16 protein-coding genes are annotated in these 22839 nt (G+C 71.1%); 8 read left to right on the top strand and 8 right to left on the bottom strand.

Annotation, left to right across the window (positions count from 1 at the left end; genetic code table 11):
• Window positions 1-60 precede the first annotated feature (60 nt).
• Window positions 61-2160: an acyltransferase family protein gene (locus tag ABD286_RS06625; RefSeq protein ID WP_344191452.1), complete on the top strand. Its 2100-nt coding sequence runs from the start codon at window positions 61-63 to the stop codon at window positions 2158-2160.
• Window positions 2161-2202: 42 nt separating this feature from the next.
• Here ABD286_RS06625 and ABD286_RS06620 read toward each other — a convergent pair whose 3' ends face one another.
• Window positions 2203-3393 carry an MFS transporter gene (locus tag ABD286_RS06620; RefSeq protein ID WP_344191449.1) on the bottom strand — a complete coding sequence of 397 codons (1191 nt, stop codon included), beginning with the start codon at window positions 3391-3393 and terminating at the stop codon, window positions 2203-2205.
• A 78-nt stretch (window positions 3394-3471) separates the two neighbouring features.
• On the opposite strand from ABD286_RS06620, the gene truA reads away from it, so the two are divergent.
• Window positions 3472-4353: a tRNA pseudouridine(38-40) synthase TruA gene (truA, locus tag ABD286_RS06615; protein ID WP_344191447.1), complete on the top strand. Its 882-nt coding sequence runs from the start codon at window positions 3472-3474 to the stop codon at window positions 4351-4353.
• Here truA and ABD286_RS06610 read toward each other — a convergent pair.
• Window positions 4343-5221, bottom strand: coding sequence for a hypothetical protein (locus ABD286_RS06610; RefSeq protein WP_344191445.1), 879 nt, complete (start codon window positions 5219-5221; stop codon window positions 4343-4345). The two genes, truA and ABD286_RS06610, sit on opposite strands and share 11 nt — an antisense overlap.
• Window positions 5222-5497: 276 nt before the next feature.
• On the opposite strand from ABD286_RS06610, the gene ABD286_RS06605 reads away from it, so the two are divergent.
• Window positions 5498-7180 carry an ABC-F family ATP-binding cassette domain-containing protein gene (locus ABD286_RS06605; protein WP_344191443.1) on the top strand — a complete coding sequence of 561 codons (1683 nt, stop codon included), beginning with the start codon at window positions 5498-5500 and terminating at the stop codon, window positions 7178-7180.
• A 146-nt stretch (window positions 7181-7326) separates the two neighbouring features.
• The gene (gene pulA, locus ABD286_RS06600) at window positions 7327-13134 is read left to right on the top strand and encodes a pullulanase-type alpha-1,6-glucosidase (RefSeq protein ID WP_344191441.1); all 5808 of its coding nucleotides are present in this window, start codon (window positions 7327-7329) and stop codon (window positions 13132-13134) included.
• Window positions 13135-13205: 71 nt separating this feature from the next.
• Here pulA and ABD286_RS06595 read toward each other — a convergent pair whose 3' ends face one another.
• Genes ABD286_RS06595 through ABD286_RS06585 form a run of 3 tightly spaced genes read right to left on the bottom strand, consistent with a single transcriptional unit; the run spans window position 13206 to window position 15780 of the window.
• Entirely contained in the window at window positions 13206-13853 is a 648-nt protein-coding gene (locus ABD286_RS06595; protein ID WP_344191440.1) for an LmeA family phospholipid-binding protein, read from the bottom strand.
• Window positions 13854-13870: 17 nt separating this feature from the next.
• A complete protein-coding gene (locus tag ABD286_RS06590; protein ID WP_344191438.1) occupies window positions 13871-15169 on the bottom strand; it encodes an MFS transporter in 1299 nt (432 codons plus the stop codon).
• Complete coding sequence (locus ABD286_RS06585; protein WP_344191436.1) at window positions 15166-15780, bottom strand: helix-turn-helix domain-containing protein; 615 nt, start codon at window positions 15778-15780, stop codon at window positions 15166-15168. The genes ABD286_RS06590 and ABD286_RS06585 overlap by 4 nt, the downstream gene beginning before the upstream one ends.
• 235 nt (window positions 15781-16015) lie before the next feature.
• On the opposite strand from ABD286_RS06585, the gene rplM reads away from it, so the two are divergent.
• From rplM to glmM, 3 genes are all read left to right on the top strand, one after another.
• A complete protein-coding gene (rplM, locus tag ABD286_RS06580; protein WP_344191434.1) occupies window positions 16016-16459 on the top strand; it encodes a 50S ribosomal protein L13 in 444 nt (147 codons plus the stop codon).
• A gap of 42 nt (window positions 16460-16501) precedes the next feature.
• Window positions 16502-17002: a 30S ribosomal protein S9 gene (gene rpsI / locus ABD286_RS06575; protein WP_056883327.1), complete on the top strand. Its 501-nt coding sequence runs from the start codon at window positions 16502-16504 to the stop codon at window positions 17000-17002.
• Window positions 17003-17330: 328 nt separating this feature from the next.
• On the top strand, window positions 17331-18686 hold the full coding sequence (gene glmM / locus ABD286_RS06570) for a phosphoglucosamine mutase (protein WP_344191432.1): 1356 nt from the start codon (window positions 17331-17333) through the stop codon (window positions 18684-18686).
• On the opposite strand, the gene lhgO is transcribed toward glmM, so the two are convergent.
• Window positions 18664-19917: an L-2-hydroxyglutarate oxidase gene (lhgO, locus tag ABD286_RS06565; protein WP_344191430.1), complete on the bottom strand. Its 1254-nt coding sequence runs from the start codon at window positions 19915-19917 to the stop codon at window positions 18664-18666. The genes glmM and lhgO overlap by 23 nt on opposite strands.
• A 153-nt stretch (window positions 19918-20070) precedes the next feature.
• Between lhgO and ABD286_RS06560 the strand changes: the two genes are divergently transcribed.
• A complete protein-coding gene (locus ABD286_RS06560; protein ID WP_344191428.1) occupies window positions 20071-20499 on the top strand; it encodes an Ohr family peroxiredoxin in 429 nt (142 codons plus the stop codon).
• Between the two features lie 77 nt (window positions 20500-20576).
• Here the strand turns inward: ABD286_RS06560 and ABD286_RS06555 are convergent, their stop codons facing one another.
• Both ABD286_RS06555 and ABD286_RS06550 read right to left on the bottom strand, forming a co-directional pair.
• Window positions 20577-21095, bottom strand: a complete 519-nt coding sequence (locus ABD286_RS06555; protein ID WP_344191426.1) for a beta-class carbonic anhydrase — start codon at window positions 21093-21095, stop codon at window positions 20577-20579.
• Window positions 21092-22810: a fumarate hydratase gene (locus ABD286_RS06550; RefSeq protein WP_344191424.1), complete on the bottom strand. Its 1719-nt coding sequence runs from the start codon at window positions 22808-22810 to the stop codon at window positions 21092-21094. The genes ABD286_RS06555 and ABD286_RS06550 overlap by 4 nt, the downstream gene beginning before the upstream one ends.
• Between the last annotated feature and the right edge of the window lie 29 nt (window positions 22811-22839).

Raw genomic sequence — 22839 nt, 5'->3', positions numbered from 1 at the left:
TTCACCCGCCGGTCGCTGTCGGGCCACCGGGGCGTCATGACGACTCGGTGGACTGGCGCCGTGACCCTTGCCACCCCCCGGACCACGGCCACGACACCCGACACGACCAGCACGGGCGGGCGCATCCCGGCCACCGGATCGGCGATCCCACGCGGCTACCGGCCCGAGGTCCAGGGGCTGCGTGCCCTCGCGGTCCTCATGGTGGTGACCTACCACGTGTGGCTGGGCCGGGTGTCCGGTGGCATCGACGTCTTCCTCCTGCTGTCGGCGTTCCTCATGAGCGGCAGCCTCGTGCGCAGGCTCGAGTCGGGCGAACGTGTCTGGCTGCCACGGCACTGGCTGCACGTCTTCCAGCGGCTCGTGCCGGCAGCGGCCGTGGTCGTCGTGGCCACCCTGGTCGCGTCGTGGCTCGTCCTGCCGGCCACGCGCTGGCGGGACCTGCTCGTCGAGGCCGCGGCCTCGCTCGGCTACGCCCAGAACTGGCTGCTGGCCCGTCGGTCCGTGGACTACTACGCCGCCGACCAGGGGCTCGCGAGCCCGCTGCAGCACTTCTGGTCGCTGTCGCTGCAGGGCCAGGTGTTCGTGCTCTGGCCGCTGCTGCTGGTCGCCCTCGCCGTGCTGTCCCGCCGCTCCGGGTGGCCGCTTCGACGCCTCGTCGCGCTGGCCTTCGGAGCCGTCTTCGTCGTGTCCTTCGTCTACTCGGTCGTGACGACCCGGGAGCGGCAGGCCTTCGCCTACTTCGACGGGGGAGCCCGCCTCTGGGAGTTCGCCCTCGGGACGCTGCTCGCCCTGGCGGCCGCCAGGGTCGCCCTGCCCCTGGTGGCCCGGGTGGTGCTGGGCTGGGCGGGGATCGTCGGCATGCTCAGCTGTGGCCTGGTGCTCCAGGTGACGCAGGCCTTCCCCGGCTACCTCGCGCTGTGGCCGACCCTCTCGGCGGCAGCGGTCCTCGTGGCCGGACGCACCGGACACCGGTTCGCCGTGGACCGGGTCCTCTCGTCCGCGGCGCTGGTCCGGCTCGGCGGGACGGCCTACACCCTCTACCTCGTGCACTGGCCCGTCCTCGTCCTGTGGCTGGCCGCCAGCGGCCGTTCGCGTGCCGGCTTGGTGGACGGCGCCGCCGTCGTCGGGTCCTCGCTCGTGCTGGCCCTGCTGCTCTCCCGCTTCGTCGAGGAGCCGCTGCGCCGGTTGCCGCGGACGCAGGGGCCCAGCTGGCGGTCCGCGACCGTCGTGGGGGCCTTCCTGCTCCCCGCCGTGGCCGTCTGCGGCTTCGGACTGGCCCGCCTCGACGCGGATGCCGACCGTTCGACGCTCGTGGCCACAGGCGTGGCCGTGGCGCAGTACCCGGGAGCCCGCGCGGTCGAGGTCCGGACCGGGACCGCAGCGGGCGCAACGACGGCCCAGCTGCCGGTCGAGGACCGCCTCCCGGCGACCACCGCCCTGAGGCAGGAGTTCGTCTCCCTGCCCCAGCGGTGCTCGGGAGCCTGGGCGGCCGAGGCCCCGCTGACCTGCACGGTCCAGGAGCCGCCGGGGACGGCGAGCCGCACCGTCGTCGTCGTGGGCGACTCGCACGCCGAGCAGTGGCTCGCTGCGCTCCAACCCACGGCGCGGGCGCAGGGCTGGCGACTGGTCGCCCTGCTCAAGGGCGGCTGTTCCTTCGGCGACGCGGCGAGCCGGGAGGGGGAGTGCGGCGCCATCAACGCCGCCGCCACGGACTACCTCCTGAGGCACCGGCCCGACCTCGTGGTCACGGTGTCGACGGCGGCCCACCGCAGCACGGCGGCGGAGCGCCTCGTGGGTGGGTACCCAGCCGCCGTGCGCGCCCTGACCGGACGCGGCATACCGGTCGTGGGGCTGCGCGACAACCCACGGTGGACGTTCGGGGTGGTCGGCTGCGTCCTCGAGGAGGGGGACTCGTCCCCGCGTTGCCGCGCACCGGTGACCCGCAAGCTGGCGGCGGCCAACCCGGCCGACGCGCTCGCCGGCACCGACGGGTTCGCGTCGATCGACCTGACCGACCACATCTGTCCCGAGGGCGTGTGCCCGCCCTCGGTGGGGAACGTCTGGGTCTACCTGGACGACAACCACCTCACCCGGACGTATGCCGCGACGCTGGCACCCGTGCTCGAGCGGCGCCTGCGGGATTCAGGGGTGTGGCCCTGACCACGCCGCCGCGGCCGGGTGCGGTGTGCCTCGTGCTGCCCGTCAGACGCGACGGGCGCGGAACACCGGGGCCAGCGGGAGGATGAGCAGCACCAGGACCATGGGGACCGCGAAGCCGACCCGCAGCGAGTCCTGCCCGACCGCACCGGTGAGCACCGCACCGAGCAGGCCACCGAGGTAGTTGAACTGGTTGAAGCGGGCGATCACGGCGTCGACCCGCGCCCGACGTGCCTCGCCGTCCACCCCGTCACCGGCGACCACCGCCGCTGCGGAGAAGCTCAGCGGCGCGATGACGGCGACAGCAGCGCCGACCACGGTGAACCCCAGGACCGCCACCGGCCAGGTCGGGGAGAAGACGATGACGGCCAGCCCCAGGCTGGCGGCGAGGGCCCCCGCCCGCAGCAGGGGGACCGAGCCGAAGCGTTCGACGGACCGGTCGCCGAGGAGGCGGGTCAGGCCGCTCGCGACGAGGTAGGGGAGGGTGGCCAGCGGCAGCAGCCATTCGGGGGCGCCATGGGTGGACTTGAGGAAGACCGGTCCCCAGGTCGTGGCGGCCGTGTCGACCATGTAGAAGAGCACCATCGCCGCCCCCAGGAGGCTGATGCGTCGCCAGGGGATGTCGAGCGGGACGGACGCCGGGGCGTCGCCGACGGCCGAGACCGCGTGGGGCAGCAGGGGGACGGCCGTGACGAGCGCAGCCACCAGAGCGAGCGGGAGCAACCCCGACGTCAGGTCGAGCCCGGTCACCGCGATGGCGACGAGGGTGCCGACGATGCCGCCGACGGTCCACGCCCCGTGGAAGGACGGCAGGATCGTGCGACCCCAGCGGTGCTCGAGGGCGACGGCCTGCATGTTGCCCGCCGCGTCCACGGCGCCGAGCCCGACGCCGTAGACGGCAAGACCGGCGACGAAGACTCCGCGCTGGGGGGCGAGGGCGACGAGAGCGAGCCCGACCGCGATGAGGCCGAACGCCGTGCGCAGCACGGTGGCGCTCCCGAGCCGGCGGGCGCCCGGCTCGCTGAGCACCGAGCCCACCCCGGCGAGCAGGACCACCATGAGCAGCAGCCCCGTGATGAACAGCTCGTCGAGGTCCCAACGGTCCTGGAAGCGCGGCAGCCGCGTCGTCACCGAGATGAACAGCAGCCCCTGGACCGCGAAGGTCGCCGCGATGCCGAAGCGCTGCCGCGACAGGGAGTCGGCTGAGGTGGCCGCGGTGGTCCTCGGATCGCTCACCGGGACACTGTGGCAGAACGACCCCAGCCGTGGGGTGGAGTCGAGAACGCGCCACCCGTCCGTCGATAGGCTGGCGGCATGGTCGAGGAGGCGGACGCACCCGCTCGCACGCTCCGGATCCGGATCGACCTCGCGTACGACGGGACCGACTTCTCGGGGTGGGCCGCCCAGCCCGGGCTGCGCACCGTCGAGGGGGAGCTGTCGGCTGCGCTGACCACGCTGCTGCGGGCTCCTGCACCGGTGCGGCTCACGGTGGCCGGCCGCACCGACGCCGGTGTCCATGCCCGTGGCCAGGTCGTGCACGCCGACGTCGATGCCGCGGCGTGGGCCGCGGTGCCCGGTCGCTCCGACCGCGAGCCGGGGGTCGCCGCGCGGACCCGGCTCGGCGGCATACTCCCTGCGGACGTCGTCGTGCGCAGGGTGGGGCCGGCCCCCGAGGGGTTCGACGCCAGGTTCTCGGCGCTGCGCCGTCGCTACCTCTACCGGCTCGCCGACGACCCCGCCCACGCCGACCCGCTGCGCCGGCGCGACACCGTGCTCACGAAGAAGGCGCTCGACGTCGAGGCCATGGACGCCGCGGCGCGGACCCTGGTGGGGTTGAACGACTTCGCGGCGTTCTGCAAGAAGCGTGAGGGCGCGACCACCGTCCGCACCCTGCTGGAGTACTCGTGGGACCGGCTGGACGACGGGACCCTTGCGGCCACGGTCGTCGCCGACGCCTTCTGCCACTCGATGGTGCGTTCCCTCGTGGGGGTCGTCGTGCCGGTCGGGGAGGGCAGGCGGCCCCGGGACTGGCCGGCCCAGGTCCTGCGGGCCAGCCGTCGCGACCCTGCCGTGAGCGTGATGCCGCCGCACGGGCTGTCCCTCGAGGAGGTCGTCTACCCGGGCGAGGAGGGCCTCGCGGCCCGCGCCGCCGAGTCACGCTCGGTGCGCTCGCTACCCGGAACCGTCAGTCGGTGATGGCGGCGTAGCCGATGGCGTCGTGGATCGCCAGCCCGGCGAAGCCTGCCGAACCGTCGTACGCCGCGGTGACGAGACGGAGCTGGGTCTCCATCTGCGTCAGCGTCTGGCCGTGGAAGGTCTGCTTCACGGAGGTCGGGTCGTCGCCGAGGTGGTTGGTCTCCTGGCCGATGCGGACCTTCACCCCGAGCCCAGCGCCGGAGCGGATCTCGTTGGCGGACAAGGCGATCGTGCCATCCGGGCCGTCGGCGAGCCGCCGGTAGGCCATCACCGTCACGGCGTCGGTGCGCTTCATGATCTCGCGGTCGAAGGTCGAGCCGTTGGCCGGGACCTCGTCGAACCAGAACGGGATGTCCGCCTCGATCGGGGTGGCGCCCGCCGCGACCTGGAAGGCGTCGAGGGCGGCGAGGTACTTCTTGACCACCGTCTTGCGGCTCTTGGTCCAGGCGGGGGTGTTGTAGGGCTCCATGTCGACGTGCACCCCCGTGAACAAGCCGGTGGCCAGGGCCGGCTTGAGCCAGTTACCGACCACCCACGCGGGGTCGTCGACCCAGCCCACGTCGCCACCGAGGGCGTCGACCCGCAGCCCGGCCGCGTCGGCGAGGCCGACCAGCTCGCGGAGGTCGGCGAGCTGGGGCGAGGTGCCCACGTTCGGGGGCACGGCGGCATACAGCTGGCCGATGCCGCGGGAGGTGGCGAGGGCGACGACCCCCGCCGGGTCCGAGGTGTCCCACACCCACATCGCGCGGGCGGCCGCCGGGCGGTCGACGCGGGTGACGGCGGCAGCGACCCGCTTGCCCTTCGCGGCGCGCGGGGCGGCGTCCGCCTGTGCGGCGGCGCTGACGCCCAGGACGCCGAGGAGGGACACGAGGGTGACCATAACGAGGGCACGCTGTGAAGTGGTGGTGAGGTGCACGGAGCGTCCTTTCGACAACACGACGATGGTTGCCGGGACGACGGTGGGCGGGGGCGCGGCTTGGTCGATCCTTGACGGTCGCCTCACCCGTACGGCCAGCCGGACCCCCTCCGACCGGCGCGCATTCGGCGGCAGATTTGCGCCCGGGCCCGCAGGCGTCTTCGCCGACCGCCACCAGCGGGCGATATCGAGGTGACGGCGGGCTGCCGCGTGCAGCACCCTTGACCCGTGGGCCACATCGACGTCAACTCCGTCAGCTTCGTCCTGCCCGACGGCAGGCCGCTGCTCGGCGACGTCTCGCTCCGGGTCGGGGAGGGGGCCAAGGTCGCGCTGATCGGTCCGAACGGGACGGGCAAGACGACCCTCGGTCGCATCATCGCGGGCGACCTGACCGCGAACGACGGGGCCGTCACCCGGTCCGGTGGGCTCGGGGTGATGCGGCAGTTCGTCGGCTCGGTCCGCGACGACTCGACCGTCCGTGACCTCCTCGTCTCGGTCGCACCCGCGCCGATCCGTGAGGCCGCTGCGGAGATCGACCGCACCGAGCTGGCCATGATGGAGCGCGATCAGGAGTCCGACCAGATGGCCTACGCGCAGGCGCTGGTCACCTGGGGTGACGTCGGCGGCTACGACTACGAGACCCTCTGGGACGTCTGCACGGTCGCGGCGCTGGGTGTGCCGTTCGAGAAGGCGCAGTGGCGCAAGGTCACCACCCTCTCCGGCGGTGAGCAGAAGCGCGTCGTGCTCGAAGCATTGCTGCGCGGTCCGGAGGAGGTGCTCCTGCTCGACGAGCCGGACAACTACCTCGACGTGCCCGCCAAGCGCTGGCTCGAGGACCAACTCATCGCCTCGCCCAAGACGGTCCTGTTCGTCAGCCATGATCGCGAGCTGCTCGACCGCGTGGCGACACGGATCGCCACCCTCGAGCCGGGCAGCGCCGGGTCGAGCCTGTGGGTCCACCCTGGCCGCTTCGCGACGTACCAGCAGGCCCGCGACGACCGGAACTCCCGGCTCGAGGAGCTGGCCCGGCGCTGGGACGAGGAGCACCTCAAGCTCAAGGCCCTCGTGGTGATGTACCGCCAGAAGGCGTCCTACAACTCCGACATGGCGCCCAAGCTCCAGGCTGCCGAGACCCGGCTCCGCCGGTTCGTCGAGGCGGGGCCGCCCGAGGCGATCCCGTTGAAGCAGAACGTGCGGATGCGTCTGCAGGGAGGGCGGACCGCCAAGCGCGCCGTCATCGCCGAGGGGCTCGAGCTCACCGGGCTGATGCGTCCTTTCGACCTCGAGGTCTGGTTCGGGGAGCGCGTCGCGGTCCTCGGGAGCAACGGCTCGGGCAAGTCGCACTTCCTGCGGCTGGTCGCCTGTGGCGGCAGCGACCCCGACCTCGAGCACCGTCCCGTGGGGGACGTCGTCCCGACGCCGGTCGAGCACACCGGTCGGCTCCGGCTCGGGTCGAGGGTCCGCCCCGGGTGGTTCGCCCAGACGCACGAGCAGCCGTCGCTGACCGGTCGCACCCTGCTGGAGATCCTGCACCGCGGTGACGAGCACCGGGTGGGAAAGCCGCGTGAGGAGGCGGCTCGGGCGCTCGATCGCTACGGCCTGGCGCGGGCGAGCGAGCAGACGTTCGACTCGCTCTCCGGTGGGCAGCAGGCGCGCTTCCAGATCCTGCTGCTCGAGCTGTCCGGGGCGACCTGCCTGCTCCTCGACGAACCCACCGACAACCTCGACCTGCACTCGGCCGAGGCCCTGGAGGAGGGGCTGGCTGCGTTCGAGGGGACCGTCATCGCCGTGACCCACGACCGGTGGTTCTCCCGGAGCTTCGACCGCTTCCTCGTCTTCGGCGCCGACGGCCGGGTGTACGAGAGCAACGAGCCGGTGTGGGACGAGGGTCGGGTGGCCCGCACCCGCTGACCGGCACCCGGCCGATCTGGGCGAACACCGCGCGTCTGCGCAGGTCAAGAGATCGCAATTTCTTGCTGAAACTTGCAGGGCCTCTGGCGGGTCTGGTCTCAGCGGGCCTAGGGTGTGCCCGCACCCCCGCAGCAAAGGAGCTGTCAATGGCCCGTTCGTCCGTCATCGCCGCCGTCAGTAGCGCAGCGCTCGTCCTCTCCGGAGCGCTGGTCCCGCTCACCGCGACCCCAGCCCAGGCGGCCGACCGGACGGTGACCCTCGTCGGGTCCCTGCAGTCCGAGCTCGGCTGCGACGCGGACTGGTCCCCGGACTGCACCGCGACCGACCTCGCGCAGGTCGGCGGCAGCACGACATACGCCAAGACCATGGCGGTCCCCGCGGGGACCTACGAGTACAAGGTGGCGATCAACCACTCGTGGGACGAGAGCTACGGCGCCGGCGGCACCAAGGGCGGTGACAACCTGCCGCTCGTCCTCAAGGGACCCTCGAAGGTCGAGTTCACCTACGACGACGAGACGCACCAGATCGGCATCCGCCCCCTCAGCATCTCCGGGCCGGCCACCGCGGCGGACCAGGCCTGGGCGGGGGACTCGCTGCGCGAGCCGCTCACCAAGGAGCGCTACTACTTCGTCATGGCGGACCGCTTCGCCAACGGCGACACGAGCAACGACCTCGGAGGGCTCACGGGTTCGCGGCTCAAGACCGGGTACGACCCGACCGACAAGGGCTTCTACCACGGTGGTGACCTCAAGGGCATCCAGGGAAAGCTCGACTACATCAAGGGCCTGGGCACCACCGCGATCTGGCTGACGCCGTCGTTCAAGAACAAGCCCGTGCAGGGCACGCCCGGCACCGAGAGTGCCGGCTACCACGGCTACTGGATCACCGACTTCACCCAGGTCGACCCGCACCTCGGCACCAACGCCGACCTCAAGGCCCTCATCGCCGCCGCCCACGGGAAGGGGATGAAGGTCTTCTTCGACATCATCACCAACCACACCGCGGACGTCATCAACTACGAGGAGGGGCAGTACACCTACCGCGACAAGACGGCCTTCCCGTACAAGGACGCGGACGGCACCGTCTTCGACGACAAGGCGTACGCGGGCAAGCCCGGGTTCCCGGCGATGGACCCCCAGACCTCCTTCCCGTACACCCCGGTCTTCTCGAACCCCGGTGACTCCACGGCCAAGGTCCCGTCCTGGCTGAACGACCCGACGAACTACCACAACCGCGGTGACTCGACCTTCGCCGGCGAGTCCTCCGAGTACGGCGACTTCGTCGGCCTCGACGACCTGTTCACCGAGCAGCAGGACGTCGAGAAGGGCATGGAGGACATCTACAAGGCGTGGGTCGACTTCGGGGTCGACGGCTTCCGCATCGACACGGTCAAGCACGTCAACATGGAGTTCTGGCAGTCCTTCGGGCCGGCGATGGTGCAGCAGGCCAAGAGCCGCAAGAACGACGACTTCTTCATGTTCGGCGAGGTCTACGACGCCCGCCCGTCGGTGATGTCGCAGTACACGACGACCGGCAAGCTCCAGGCCACCCTCGACTTCGGCTTCCAGGCGCAGGCCACCAACTGGGCCCAGGGCAAGTCGGGCACGGACCTGCGTGACCTCTACGCCGACGACGACCACTACACCGACACCGACTCCAACGCGTACCAGCTGCCGACCTTCCTCGGCAACCACGACATGGGTCGCGTCGGCTACCTGCTCCAGGGCAAGGACGAGGTCGGTCCCGCGCTGATGTCGCGGGTCAAGCTCGCCGACTCCCTCATGTACCTCACCCGCGGACAACCGATCACCTACTACGGCGACGAGCAGGGTTTCGTCGGCTACGGCGGTGACAAGGACGCCCGCCAGGACATGTTCGCCACCAAGGTCGCCGACCGCACCAAGCCCGACGGCACGGTCGACCGCGGCTACACCACGCAGCCCGTGCTCGGCGGCACCGCCGGCTCCAAGGACCGCTACTCCACGAGCTCGCCGCTCTACCAGCACATCAAGTCGCTGGCCGCGGTCAGGGCCGCCAACCCCGCGCTCGCCGACGGTGCCCAGGTGCACCGCTACGCCAGCAGCAACGCCGGCATCTTCGCCTTCTCGCGCATCGACAAGGGCAAGCGCGTCGAGTACGTCGTGGCGGCCAACAACGCGACGACGGCCAAGTCGGCGACGTTCGCGACCTACGGCCACAACCAGAAGTTCGCCCCGGTGTACGGCGCGACGAACACCGTGCGCTCGGCCAAGGACGGTCGCGTCACCGTGACGGTTCCGGCCCAGTCGGTGTCGGTCTGGAAGGCCACGTCCCCCATGGACAAGCCCAAGTCGGCCCCGGCCGTCTACCTGACCTCCCCGGGTGCGGGTGGTGTCGTGGGCGGGCGCGCCGAGATCGGTGCGGCGATCCCCGACAACACCTTCGCGCAGGTGACCTTCCTCTACCGTCCGATCGGCACCAAGGCCTGGCAGAAGCTCGGCACGGACGACAACGCCCCGTACCGCGTCTTCCACGACGTCACCTCGATGGCGAAGGGCACGCTGCTGGAGTACCGCGCGGTGGCCAAGGACAACGCCGGTCACGTGTCGGCCTCCTCGTCCTACGGCATCGTCGGCGACCCCGCGCCGCCCGGCGGTGGTGACGGTGGTGGCGTCGGCCCGGTGACCCAGCCCGACAACGTCGCCGTCGCCGGTGACCACAACAGCGAGATGGGTTGCGCGGCGGACTGGTCGCCGGCGTGCGACGAGGCGCAGCTGACGCTCGACCCGAAGGACCAGATCTGGAAGGGCACGTACACGATCCCGCCGGCCGAGCACGCCTACAAGGCGGCCATCAACAAGGCCTGGGACGAGAACTACGGAGCCGGTGGACGCCCCAACGGTGACAACATCAGCTACACCGCACCGACTGGTCCCGTGACGTTCTACTACGACCACGCCACCCACTGGGTGACCTCCGACGCCCAGGGGCCGATCATCACGGCTGCCGGGTCGTTCCAGAGCGAGCTGGGCTGCCCGGCGGACTGGAGCCCGGACTGCATGCAGCCGTGGCTGCAGGACCCGGACGGTGACAAGACCTACACGTGGTCGACCGACCGGCTCCCCGCCGGGACCTACGAGTTCAAGGTCGCCCACGGCCTGAGCTGGGACGAGAACTACGGAGCCGGGGGCGCGCCCAACGGTGCGAACATCTCGGTCACCGTGCCCGCCGACGGCCTGATCACCTCGATCTCCTACGACCTCGCGACGCACGAGACGACGATCAAGGTCGCGCGGGCCGGCTCGGCGCCGGACCTCACCAAGCAGCGGGCCATCTGGGTCGACCGCGACACCATCGCGTGGCCTGCGGCCATGGTCCCCGAGGGGGCCAACCCCGCGCTGCTCAAGTGGCGCCTCGCCTGGTCCGCCGACGGCGGGCTCGCGGTCGACGCCGAGGACATCACCGGTGGATCGTCGCTCCCGCTGACCCTCGACCCCGACGGGCTCGGCACGGCGGTCACGACGGCCCACCCCGAGCTCAAGGGCTACCTCGCCCTGGACCTCGCCAAGAAGGACGTCAAGCGGGTGCCCGAGATCCTGCGTGGCCAGGTGGCCGTCGGCATGTACGACTCCCTCAGCCGCCTGCTCGACGCCACTGGTGTGCAGATCGCCTACGTCCTCGACGACCTGTATGCAGCGGCCGCGAGCAAGCGCGCCTACGGCGTCACCTTCGCGCGCCGGACGCCGAGCTTCCGCCTGTGGGCGCCCACCGCGCAGAAGGTCGACCTCCTCACCTGGTCGCCCCGCGCCGCGGCGGACGCACCGACCAGTGCGGCGACACGGACGGCGATGAGGAGGGCCGACGACGGCTCGTGGTCCGCCACCGCGGGCTCGCCCAACGCGCGGTACCTCTACGAGGTCACGGTCTGGGTCCCCAGCACCGGCAAGGTCGAGACCACGCAGGTCACGGACCCTTACTCGGTGGCTCTGACCCTCAACTCGACCCGGTCGGTGGCGGTGGACCTCAAGGACGCGTCCTACCGTCCGGCACTCTGGTCCACCACGAAGGCCCCGGCCCTGAGGAAGACGGTCGACTCGACCATCTACGAGCTGCACGTGCGGGACTTCTCGATCAGCGACCCGACGGTGAGCGCCGAGAACCGTGGCTCCTACCTCGCGTTCGCCGAGAACGGCAACGGGACCAAGCACCTGAAGAAGCTGGCTGCGGCCGGCCTCAACACCGTGCACCTGCTGCCGACCTTCGACATCGCCTCGATCGAGGAGGACCCGGCGAAGCAGGCCAAGCCGGCCTGCGACCTGCAGTCGTTCGCGCCGGACAGCGAGCAGCAGCAGGCCTGCATCGAGCCGACCCGCGCCGGTGACGCCTTCAACTGGGGCTACGACCCGTGGCACTGGATGGCTCCGGAGGGTTCGTACGCCTCGACCCCCGCGCGGGCCGAGGGTGGCACCCGGGTGGCCGAGTTCCGGACCATGGTCGGGGGCCTGCACCGTGACGGGTTGCGGGTCGTCCTGGACCAGGTCTTCAACCACACGCCCACCTCCGGCCAGGCTGCGACCAGCGTCCTGGACAAGGTCGTCCCCGGGTACTACCAGCGCCTCAACGCGACGGGGGCGGTCGAGACGTCCACCTGCTGCCAGAACGTCGCCACGGAGCACGCCATGGCGCAGAAGGCCATGGTCGACGCCGTCGTGCTCTGGGCCCGTGACTACAAGGTCGACGGGTTCCGCTTCGACCTCATGGGCCACCACAGCAAGGCCAACATGCTGGCGGTCCGTGCGGCGCTCAACCAGCTGACGCCGGCGAAGGACGGTGTCGACGGCAGGAAGGTGACGCTGTACGGCGAGGGCTGGAACTTCGGCGAGGTCGCCGACAACGCCCGCTTCGAGCAGGCCACGCAGGGCCAGCTCGCCGGCACCCACATCGGCACCTTCTCCGACCGGCTGCGCGACGCGGTCCGTGGTGGTGGGCCGTTCGACGAGAACCCCCGCACCCAGGGCTTCGGCAGCGGCGAGGCGACCGATCCCAACGGTGACAGCGCTGCCAACCCTTCTGCCGCAACGCGACTCAAGCACGACACCGACCTCGTGCAGCTCGGGATGGCGGGCAACCTGCGCTCGTTCGCCTTCCGGCTCAACGAGACCGGTGCCGTGGCGCAGGGCAAGGACGTCGACTACAACGGCTCCCCGGCGGGCTACGCCGAGCAGCCGGACGAGGTCATCACCTACGTCGACGCCCACGACAACGAGACGTTGTTCGACAGCCTGGCGTTCAAACTGCCGCAGGCCACGACGATGAAGGACCGGGTGCGGATGAACTCGGTGTCGCTGGCGACGACCGCGCTGGCGCAGACGCCGTCGTTCTGGCACGCGGGCGCCGACCTGCTGCGCAGCAAGTCGCTGGACCGCAACAGCTACGACAGCGGTGACTGGTTCAACGTCCTCGACTGGACCGGGGCGGACAACGGCTTCGGCCGGGGCCTGCCGATCAAGGCCGACAACGAGTCGAAGTGGTCGTACATGAAGCCGCTGCTCGCCGACCCGGCCCTCAAGCCGTCGGCGGCGGACGTCCAGACCGCCAGCGCCCAGGCGCAGCAGCTGCTCCAGCTGCGGTTCTCCACGCCGCTGTTCCGTCTCGGCACCGCCGACGCGATCCGAGCCAAGGTGAGCTACCCCGCCAGCGGCACGACGGACGCGAAGGCCGGCGTCATCGCGATGCGGATCGACGACACGAAGGGCACCGACGCCGACCCGCGGCTCAAGGGTCTGGTCGTCGTCATCAACGCCTCGCCGGACGCCGTGACGCAGAAGGTGCCCGGCCTCGCCGGGGCCTCGCTGGCCCTCTCGCCGGTGCAGGCGGGCGGCAGCGACGCGGTCGTGAAGGCCTCGTCGTGGAACAGCGCGACCGGTTCGGCCACGGTGCCGCCGCGCACGGTGGCGGTGTTCGTCCAGCGCTGACCGACACGACGAGGGCCTCGGGTGCAACCTGCCCCGGGGCCCTCGTCGCGTCCCTGTCGCCGGTCGGGGCGCTACTGGTTGAGGATGACGTCGTTGCCGGTGAGCGTGGCGCGGAACCCGTTCTCCTGCACCGAGACCCGGGTGAGGCGCATCCCTGCCGGGAGGCCGGTGACGGTGTGCCGGATCGTCACGAACCGGCGGGCGGCCGCAGACAGTGCGGAGTCCACGAAGTCCGGACCGCCCAGGTCGACGCTCTCGGGCTCGATGACCAGCTGGCCGTCCACCGCGGTGACGGTGCCGGTGGCGCGGATCGCGATGTCGCGACCCAGGACGGTCGCGGTCCGGCGGACGCCCGCGCGTCCGTTGCCCGCGTCATACAGCTCGACGTCCCCGATCTGGCGGGCGGCGGTGGCGAAGGGCAGGACGGCGTCGAGGTCGAGGCGACCCGCCCGCAGGCCGTTCGACGTCAGCCGCACGTCGGCGCCGGTGGCACGCACGTCCGTGAGGGGGCCGTCCGAGGTGAGCACGCTGCTGCTCGAGAGGTCGACGTCACCGAGCCAGGTCTCTCCCTTCGCGACGCTGCTGGGCGCGCCCGCGGGGCGGCCGGGGGCCGGTGCGGCCGGCGCCGGGTCGGCGACCGGGAGGCTGGTGACGAGCAGGACCGCGGCGACCGCGAGGACGACGAGGGTGCTGACGACGCCGGCGAGGAAGGAACGCATGGCTCCAGTCTGGGCGCTCAGGCCGGGGTGGGCTCGGTGGCCACCGGACCGTCGGTGCGCTCCTGGCGGATGGCGGGCAGGTAGAGCGCCGCCCCGAGGATGCTGAACCCGCCGGCCACGACGATCGCCGTGGCCGTGCTGGTGTGCTCGGCGACCGGGCCGAGGACCAGCATCCCGATGCTGAACGAACCGCCGGCGACCATGGAGTTCATCGACAGCACGGTGGTCCGGTTGCGGGAGTGCGCCTGGCGGTGGAGCAGCGTGCTGTGCACCGGCCCGCCGGAGCCGTGCAGCGTGTAGGTCACGAGGAAGGCCGTGATGAGGCCGACGGGCCCGAGCATGAGGCCCATGACGACGATGAAGGCGCCGTTGAGGATGCGGGCCAGGACCGCGGTCCACGCGACGCCGAGGCGACGGCTGGCGAGCCCGGCGGCGGCGGAACCGAGCGCGAACAGGCCCCAGGCGGCCGCCGACACGGGCCCCATGAGAGCGCCGGCACGCGTCTCCCCGCCGGCGAGCTCTGCCAGCCGGACCGGCATGAAGGTCTCGAAGGCGATCATCCCGACGGACCAGAAGACCTCGACGAGGACCAGGCAGAGCAGCACGCGCGAGCGCCCCAGCAGGCGCAGGCCGTCGGTGACGACCTGCGGTGCCTCCCGGGCCGAGCGCAGGGCACGGCGCAGGCCGGTGGAGTCCACGTGGCTCAGGGGCTCGCGCACCAGCACGCACACGGCGACGAGGTGGACGACGAAGAAGCCGATCGCGCACCAGTAGGGAAACTCCAGCGCGGTCAGCGCGCGCACCGGGTGCCAGGCGATGAGCCCGCCGGAGACCAGCGCCCCGGAGGCGATCGCGAGGCCGAGCACCATCCCCGCCCGGGACAACCCGTCCTCGACCTTCGTCGTGGGGTCGTCGGCGTGGGCGGTGTCGACGTACCAGGCCTCGAGCGGTCCGGAGTCGAGCGCCCGGAAGACGCCTTGCAGGAGCAGCGCCACGACGAAGCCGGTGAAGGTGTGGGAGGTGATGAACACCAGTGCGGACACGAGGGCGACGACCGCCGACGCCACGAGGACCGGGCGGCGACCCAGGGCGTCAGCGAAACCCCCGGTGGGGAGCTCCAGCCCGAGGACGACGAAGCCCTGCATGGCGAAGATGACACCGAGCTGGGCCAGGCTCATGCCGCGCTCGAGGACGAGCAGGGTGGTCACGCCGATGGTCAGGCCGACCGGGAACCACCGGGTGAACGTCAGCAGCAGCAGGACGCGACGGGCCCGCAGCGCCGTGACGGGGGAGGCCGAGACGGGGGAGGCGGTCACGACGGGTCCGTTCCCCGGGGGACCCGGTCGAGGTCGAGGGGGTAGAGGAGGGTGTAGACGGCCAGCCGCCTCGCGGTGGGGTTGCCCTGCCCGACCCGTCGGTACCGTGCCAGCAGGTCGCCCATCTCGGCCTTGAGCTCCTCGACCTGCGCCGCGGTGGCGACGATGAAGGAGTCGTTCATGCCGGCGGCGTCGCGCCACTCGACCGGCCAGGCCTCCTCGACGTCGAGCCAGCGCTCGAACTGCTCGCCGAGGTGGCGGCTGTAGTCGCGGACCAGCCAGTTGAGGGCCGTCTCGGCGTCCTCGTCACCGGCGAAGTCGCTGGCGTCGAAGGAGTGGTAGTCCGTCGAAGCCCGCCAGAGGCGGCGCTTCCCCTCGCCATCTCCCGTGTCGGTGACCAGCCCGACGGACTCGAGCTTGCGCAGGTGGTAGGAGGTGGCCCCGGAGTTGGTGCCCAAGGTCGTGGCCAGTGCCGTCGCCGTCGCGGGTCCACCGACCCGCAGGGTCGACAGCAACCGCGACCGCAACGGGTGGGCGAGCACCTTGAGCGAGGACGCGTCGAGGCGCAGCCCCACGAAGTCGGACGGATCTGGGGTGCTGGGAGAGGTCATGTGTGCACAATATCTTTGCACACTCTGTTTGCACAAGATCTGTGCATGACCGCATCGTTGAGGCGTTTCCGCAGGTCAGGGCACCTTTGCCCGGGGTGCCGCGGCGATTTGGGTGCAGACCCGCCCGCCCGTAAACTTGAGCACTGTTGTGCCGTGCGCCCTCGCAAGGCGACACACCAGCGCCTCGGGCGCCCACGGCATGCGGATCCTTCCCAGCAAGCAAAGGGCCAGTACATTGCGCACTTTTACCCCGAAGCCGGCCGAGGTCACTCGGACCTGGCACGTCATCGACGCCACGGACGTCGTCCTGGGTCGCCTGGCGTCCCAGACCGCGATCCTCCTGCGCGGCAAGCACAAGACCACCTTCGCGCCGCACGTCGACGGTGGTGACTTCGTCATCATCATCAACGCCGACAAGGTCGCCCTCACCGGCGCCAAGCTCGAGCAGAAGAAGGCGTACCGCCACTCCGGTTTCCCGGGCGGTCTGCGGAGCACCTCCTACACCGAGCTCCTCGCCAAGAGCCCCGAGAAGGCTGTGGAGAAGGCCGTCCGCGGCATGCTTCCCCACACCACCCTCGGGCGCGAGCAGCTGACCCACCTCAAGGTCTACGCCGGTGCCGAGCACCCGCACCAGGCCCAGCAGCCCAAGCCCTTCGAGATCTCACAGGTCGCGCAGTAAGTCCGCAAGGACCTGTGCAAGAAAGCGAATTGAGGACATCACGTGGCTGACACCACCGAGAACATCGACTCGACCGACGAGGTCGAGCTCACCGAGTACACCTCCGAGTCCGAGGGCCCCGTCTCCGGCGAGGCCGTCCGTCGCCCCAGCGCGTCGGCTCCGGGCGCCGCAACGGGTCGTCGCAAGCAGGCCATCGCCCGCGTGCGCATCGTCCCCGGCACGGGCGAGTGGAAGATCAACGGGCGCACGCTCGAGCAGTACTTCCCGAACAAGGTCCACCAGCAGATCGTCAACGAGCCGCTCACGCTGCTCGAGCTCGACGGTGCCTACGACGTGCTCGTGCGCGTCCACGGTGGTGGCCCCTCCGGCCAGGCCGGCGCGGTCCGCCTCGGCGTCGCCCGCTCGCTGAACGGCGTGGACGAGGAGCTGAACCGTCCCGCACTCAAGAAGGCCGGCTTCCTCACCCGCGACGCCCGCGTCCCGGAGCGCAAGAAGGCTGGTCTCAAGAAGGCCCGCAAGGCGCCTCAGTACTCCAAGCGCTGATCCTGGCTGGCGCCAGGCTCAGCCGCTTGGCTCCACCGCGCTGAAGGATCATGGCTGGCGCCAGGCTCACCCGCTTGGCTCCACCGCGCTGAAGGATCATGGCTGGCGCCAGGCTCACCCGCTTGGCTCCACAGCGCTGATCCGGCTGGGCGCCATACCGGCGCTCACCGTTTCACCACCGCGATGGCGGCACCCGCAGGTCGGGTGCCGCCATCGCGGCGTCCGGGGGAGTAGGTTCCTCGGGATGCCCGTGTTCACGGGTGCCCGTCGCGGCGACGGTCCGACCATGTGCCGCGGGGGCGCCCGACCACCGAAAGGTTCACCACCCATGGCCACTCCCGCACGACTGTTCGGGACCGACGGCGTCCGCGGCCTCGCCAACGTCGACATCACCGCCGAGCTCGCCCTGCGGCTGAGCATCGCCGCCGCCCACGTCCTGGGGGACGAGGCGCGCAGGAACGGACGCCGTCCCAAGGCCGTCGTGGGCCGCGACCCGCGCGCCTCCGGCGAGTTCCTGTCCGCCGCCGTGATCGCCGGCCTCGCCTCGGCCGGGGTCGACGTCTACCACGCGCACGTGCTCCCGACGCCGGCGATCGCCTTCCTCACCGCCGACACCCATGCCGACTTCGGCGTGATGCTGTCCGCGTCCCACAACGCCATGCCCGACAACGGCATCAAGTTCTTCGCCACGGGTGGGCACAAGCTCGACGACGCGGTGGAGGACGAGATCGCTGCTCGCCTCGACCAGGAGTGGGAGCGCCCGACCGGCGCCGACGTGGGCCGGGTCGTGACGATGCCCGACGGGCACACGCGCTACATCTCCCACCTGCTGGCTGTCCTGCCCAACCGGCTCGACGGCGTGACCGTCGTCATCGACGGTGCCCACGGCGCGGCGAGCTCGGTGTCCCCCGAGGTGTTCCGCCTCGCGGGTGCGACGGTGCACGAGATCGGTACCGAGCCCGACGGCCTCAACATCAACGACGGCTACGGCTCGACCCACCTCGACCACCTCAAGGCTGCCGTCAAGGCCAAGGGTGCCGACCTGGGCATCGCCCACGACGGTGACGCCGACCGCTGCCTCGCGGTCGACGCCGACGGCACCGAGGTCGACGGCGACCAGATCATGGCGATCCTCGCGGTCGACATGAAGGAGCGCGGCACCCTCGCCCAGGACACCCTGGTCGCCACGGTCATGAGCAACCTCGGGCTGATCCAGGCCATGGAGCGCGAAGGCGTCACGGTGCGCCAGACGGGGGTCGGCGACCGCTACGTGCTCGAGGAGATGCGGGCCTCGGAGCTGTCGCTCGGCGGGGAGCAGAGCGGCCACGTCATCTTCCTCGACCACGGCACCACCGGCGACGGTGTGCTGACCGGTCTGATGCTCGCGGCGAGGGTGAAGGCCACCGGGCGACCGCTGTCCGAGCTCGCCACCGTGATGCGCCGCCTGCCCCAGGTGCTCATCAACGTCAAGGGCGTCGACAAGTCCCGGGTCGAGAGCGACGTCGAGCTCCAGGAGGCCGTGGCCAAGGAGGAGGCGGCGCTTGCCGGCTCCGGTCGCGTGCTGCTGCGCAAGTCCGGCACCGAGCCGGTGGTCCGCGTCATGGTGGAGGCGGGCGACGAGGACGAGGCCCAGGCAGTCGCCGGTCGCCTCGTCGACGTGGTCAGGGAGCGCCTGGCCCTCTGAGACCACCCAGCCCGAGGAGGTCGTCGACGATGTGGCGGGCGATCTCCAGGGCGCTGGTCGCCGCCGGTGACGGGGCGTTGAGGACGTGGACGACCCGACCGGCGCGCTCGACGAGGAAGTCGTCGACGAGCGTGCCGTCGGGACGCAGGGCCTGGGCGCGTACCCCGGCCGGTGCCGGCACGAGGTCGGTGTCCCGCAGGTCCGGGACGAGCCTGCGGAGGCTGTCGCCGAACAGGTGTCGGGACGCCGAACGAGCCACCTCCCGGGCCCCCGCCCGGTAGTGGCGGGCGGCGAGCCGCCAGAACCCGGGGAAGCCCAGGGTGGAGCGCAGGTCGGCCCACGAGGCCGTGCGCCAGTTGTAGCCCTCTCGCGCGAACGCGAGCACGGCATTGGGCCCTGCGTGCACGTGCCCGTCGACCCCGCGGGTGAGGTGCACCCCGAGGAAGGGGAAGTCGGGGTCGGGCACGGGGTAGACGAGCCCTCGGACGAGCGGTGCGGCCTGCGGGGTCAGCTCGTAGTACTCGCCGCGGAAGGGCACGATCTGCGCCGACGGCTGGTGTCCGAGCAGGCGGGCCACGACATCGGCGTGCAGCCCCGCGCAGGACACCACGAGGTCGGCCGTGAGGTCGCCACGGGTGGTCCGCAGCACGGTGCGACCACCGTCGGTGTCGTGGGCCCCGAGCACCTCCGTGCCGAGGCGCAGGGTCGCGCCGGAGTCCTCGAGCCGTCGCACCAGCACCGCGCACACCGCGGAGTAGTCGATGATCCCCGTCTCGGGCACGTGCAGGGCCGCCAGGGCAGCGACGTGGGGCTCGTGCTCGCGGGCGCCGGCCGCGTCCAGCTCGCGCACCCCGAGACCGTTGGCCCGACCCCGGTCCAGCAGGCGGCGCAACCCGGGCAGCTCGTCCTCCCGGGTCGCCACGACGAGCTTGCCGCAGACCTCGTGGGAGATCCCCTCCTCACGCGCCAGCGTGACCATGGCGGCCGCCCCGGCCCGGCACATCCTGGCCTTGGCCGACCCGGGCGGGTAGTACAGGCCCGAGTGGATCACGCCGCTGTTGTGCCCGGTCTGGTGCCGGGCCCAGCCGTCGTCCTTCTCGACCACGGTGACCTGGGTCCTGGGCTGGGTGCCGGGCTGGGTGCCGGGCTGGGTCCGGCACAACCGCTCGGCCACCGCGAGTCCCAGGATCCCGCCGCCGATCACGACGACGTGTCGCGGCGGGGAGGTCATGCACCGCAACCTATCGAGCCGCCCCCACGCGCGCCGTCCGAGAGCGAGCAGGCGTGACCGTCACCACGTCTCGTGTCGTGGACCCCCGGGAATGGTGGCGGTGCGGGACGAGTTGCCGCAGACGTACCCGATCACCGACAGACAGGACGATCAATGCCTTTCGAAGCAGTCAACGAGACCCTCTACACCATCGCCGCCTCCGCCCAGGGTGGACGCGAGGGACGCGTGAAGAGTGAGGACGGCGTCGTAGACCTGCCCCTGGGCAAGCCCGGCAGCAAGTCCAACCCGAAGGCCAACCCGGAGACGCTCTTCGCGTCCGGCTACGCCTCCTGCTTCAACGGCGCCCTCGCTGCCGTGGCCGGCAAGGAAGGGGTCGACGCCAGCGCCTCGACCACCACGGCCGACGTGAACTTCGGCAAGACCGACTCGGGCTTCGGCCTCGCGGTCACGCTGAACTCCGAGATCCCCGGTGTCGACGACGCGACGGCCCAGCGCCTCGCCGAGCTCGCCCACGAGTTCTGCCCCTACTCCAAGGCCACCCGCGGCAACATCGACGTCACCATCACGGCCAAGGGCGTCTGACCCTCTCCACCCCACGCAGAGGCGGGGTATGGCGCGTGCTCACCACGCGCCGTACCCCGCCTCTCGTGCGTTGTCCCCTAGAACAGCTGGTCGAGCAAACCGCTGTCGACGTCGTAGAGGAAGCCCCCGACCGCGACGCTGTCGGGGACCAGCGGGTGGCTGCGCACGGCGGCCACGTCGGCACCGAGCGCGGCCCGCTGGTCGGTGACCACGTGGAAGGCCTGCCACGACGCGTCCTGACCGGCGGACTCGCCGATCCTGGCGCGCAGCTCCTGCTCGGTGTTGGCAGCCATGGCGCACCGCGTGTGCGGCACGATGAGGATCCGCTTGACGCCGAGCAGGTGCACCCCGAGCACCAGCGCCTCGAGCGCGTTCGAGGTGACCCGACCACCGGGGTTGCGGAAGATCTTCGCGTCGCCGGGCTTGAGGCCGACGAGCCGCAACGGGTCGATGCGTGAGTCCATGCAGGTCACGATGGCCACGCCCGCATGGGCGATGCCGTCGAACCCCCCGGTGGAGAACTCGGTCTCGGCGTACCGCTTGTTGGCTTCGACCAGGTCGTCGAAACCCTGTGCAGTCGTTGACGATTCGCTCACAGCAGCCCTGCTCTCTTCGGGATGGACATGGCCATCGGCTTGGTGGTGGACGCGAAGAAGTCGTTGCCCTTGTCGTCGACGACGATGAAGGCGGGGAAGTCCTCGACCTCGATCTTCCAGACCGCCTCCATGCCGAGCTCGGCGTACTCCAGGACCTCGACCGACTTGATGCAGTCCTGCGCGAGTCGGGCCGCCGGGCCGCCGATCGAGCCGAGGTAGAAGCCGCCGTGGGTGTCGCAGGCATCGGTCACCTGCTTGGACCGGTTGCCCTTGGCGAGCATGACCATGGAGCCGCCGGCAGCCTGGAACTGGTCGACGTACGAGTCCATCCGCCCGGCCGTGGTCGGGCCGAAGGAGCCGCTGGCGTAGCCCTCGGGCGTCTTGGCCGGACCGGCGTAGTAGACCGCGTGGTCCTTGAGGTACTGCGGCATCCCGTCGCCGGCGTCGAGGCGCTCCTTGATCTTGGCGTGGGCGATGTCGCGGGCCACGACGAGCGGTCCGCTGAGCGAAAGGCGAGTCTTGACAGGGTATTTCGTCAGCTCGGCGCGGATGTCGTCCATCGGCCGGTTGAGGTCGATGCGGACGACGTCGTCCTCGCCCTCGAGGTGCTCGTCGGTCGTCTCCGGCAGGAAGCGTGCCGGGTCCTTCTCGAGGACCTCGATGAAGACGCCCTCCGGCGTGATCTTGCCGAGGGCCTGCCGGTCGGCCGAGCAGGAGACGGCGATGGCGACGGGCAGGGAGGCGCCGTGGCGGGGGAGGCGGACCACGCGGACGTCGTGGCAGAAGTACTTGCCGCCGAACTGTGCGCCGATGCCGAAGTTGCGGGTCAGCTCCAACACCTGCTCCTCGAGCTCGGTGTCGCGGAACCCGCGTGCGGTCATCGCGCCCTCGCGGGGGAGCTCGTCGAGGTACTTCGCGCTCGCGTACTTCGCCGTCTTCAGGGCGAACTCGGCGCTGGTGCCACCGATGACGATGGCCAGGTGGTAGGGCGGGCAGGCCGCCGTGCCGAGGGAGCGCAGCTTCTCGTCGAGGAACGCGAGCATGCGCTCGGGGTTCAGGATCGCCTTGGTCTCCTGGTAGAGGAAGGACTTGTTGGCGCTGCCGCCGCCCTTGGCCATGAAGAGGAACTTGTAGGAGTTCTCGTGGCCCTCGGCGGTGTCGGCGTAGAGCTCGATCTGGGCGGGGAGGTTGGAGCCGGTGTTCTTCTCCTCCCACGTGGTGAGGGGGGCCATCTGCGAGTACCGCAGGTTGAGGCGGGTGTAGGCGTCGCTGACGCCACGGGCGATGGCTCGCTCGTCGGTGCCCTCGGTGAGCACGTGCTGGCCGCGCTTGCCCATGACGATCGCCGTGCCGGTGTCCTGGCACATCGGCAGGACGCCACCGGCGGCGATGTTGGCGTTCTTCAGCAGGTCGAGTGCCACGAACTTGTCGTTGTTGCTCGCGTCCGGGTCGTCGAGGATGCGCCGCAGCTGGGTCAGGTGGGCCGGGCGCAGGTAGTGGGCGATGTCGTGCATCGCGGTGTCGGTGAGCAGGCGCAGCGCCTCGGGCGCGACCTGGAGGAAGGTCCGGCCATCGGGGCCCTCGACGGTCTCGACGCCCTCGGTGGTGAGGAGGCGGTACTCGGTCTGGTCCGGACCGATCGGCAAGAGGTCCTCGTAGGGGAACTCGGTGTCGGGGACGGTCTCGGGGACGGTCTCGGGGACGTTCTCCGGCATGGTGCTCCTGTCCTCAGGTCGCCGCAGCG

The sequence above is a fragment of the Pedococcus aerophilus genome (assembly GCF_039532215.1).
In the GTDB taxonomy this organism is placed as follows: domain Bacteria; phylum Actinomycetota; class Actinomycetes; order Actinomycetales; family Dermatophilaceae; genus Pedococcus; species Pedococcus aerophilus.
This window is presented reverse-complemented; position numbering and strand designations above follow the sequence as displayed.

Excerpts from the sequence above, each read along its gene's own strand:
- truA (WP_344191447.1), top strand. The coding sequence starts at position 3,472 with ATGGTCGAGGAGGCGGACGCACCCGCTCGCACGCTCCGGATCCGGATC.
- pulA (WP_344191441.1), top strand. The coding sequence starts at position 7,327 with ATGGCCCGTTCGTCCGTCATCGCCGCCGTCAGTAGCGCAGCGCTCGTC.
- ABD286_RS06595 (WP_344191440.1), bottom strand. The coding sequence starts at position 13,853 with ATGCGTTCCTTCCTCGCCGGCGTCGTCAGCACCCTCGTCGTCCTCGCG.
- ABD286_RS06585 (WP_344191436.1), bottom strand. The coding sequence starts at position 15,780 with ATGACCTCTCCCAGCACCCCAGATCCGTCCGACTTCGTGGGGCTGCGC.
- glmM (WP_344191432.1), top strand. The coding sequence starts at position 17,331 with ATGGCCACTCCCGCACGACTGTTCGGGACCGACGGCGTCCGCGGCCTC.
- lhgO (WP_344191430.1), bottom strand. The coding sequence starts at position 19,917 with ATGACCTCCCCGCCGCGACACGTCGTCGTGATCGGCGGCGGGATCCTG.
- ABD286_RS06560 (WP_344191428.1), top strand. The coding sequence starts at position 20,071 with ATGCCTTTCGAAGCAGTCAACGAGACCCTCTACACCATCGCCGCCTCC.
- ABD286_RS06550 (WP_344191424.1), bottom strand. The coding sequence starts at position 22,810 with ATGCCGGAGAACGTCCCCGAGACCGTCCCCGAGACCGTCCCCGACACC.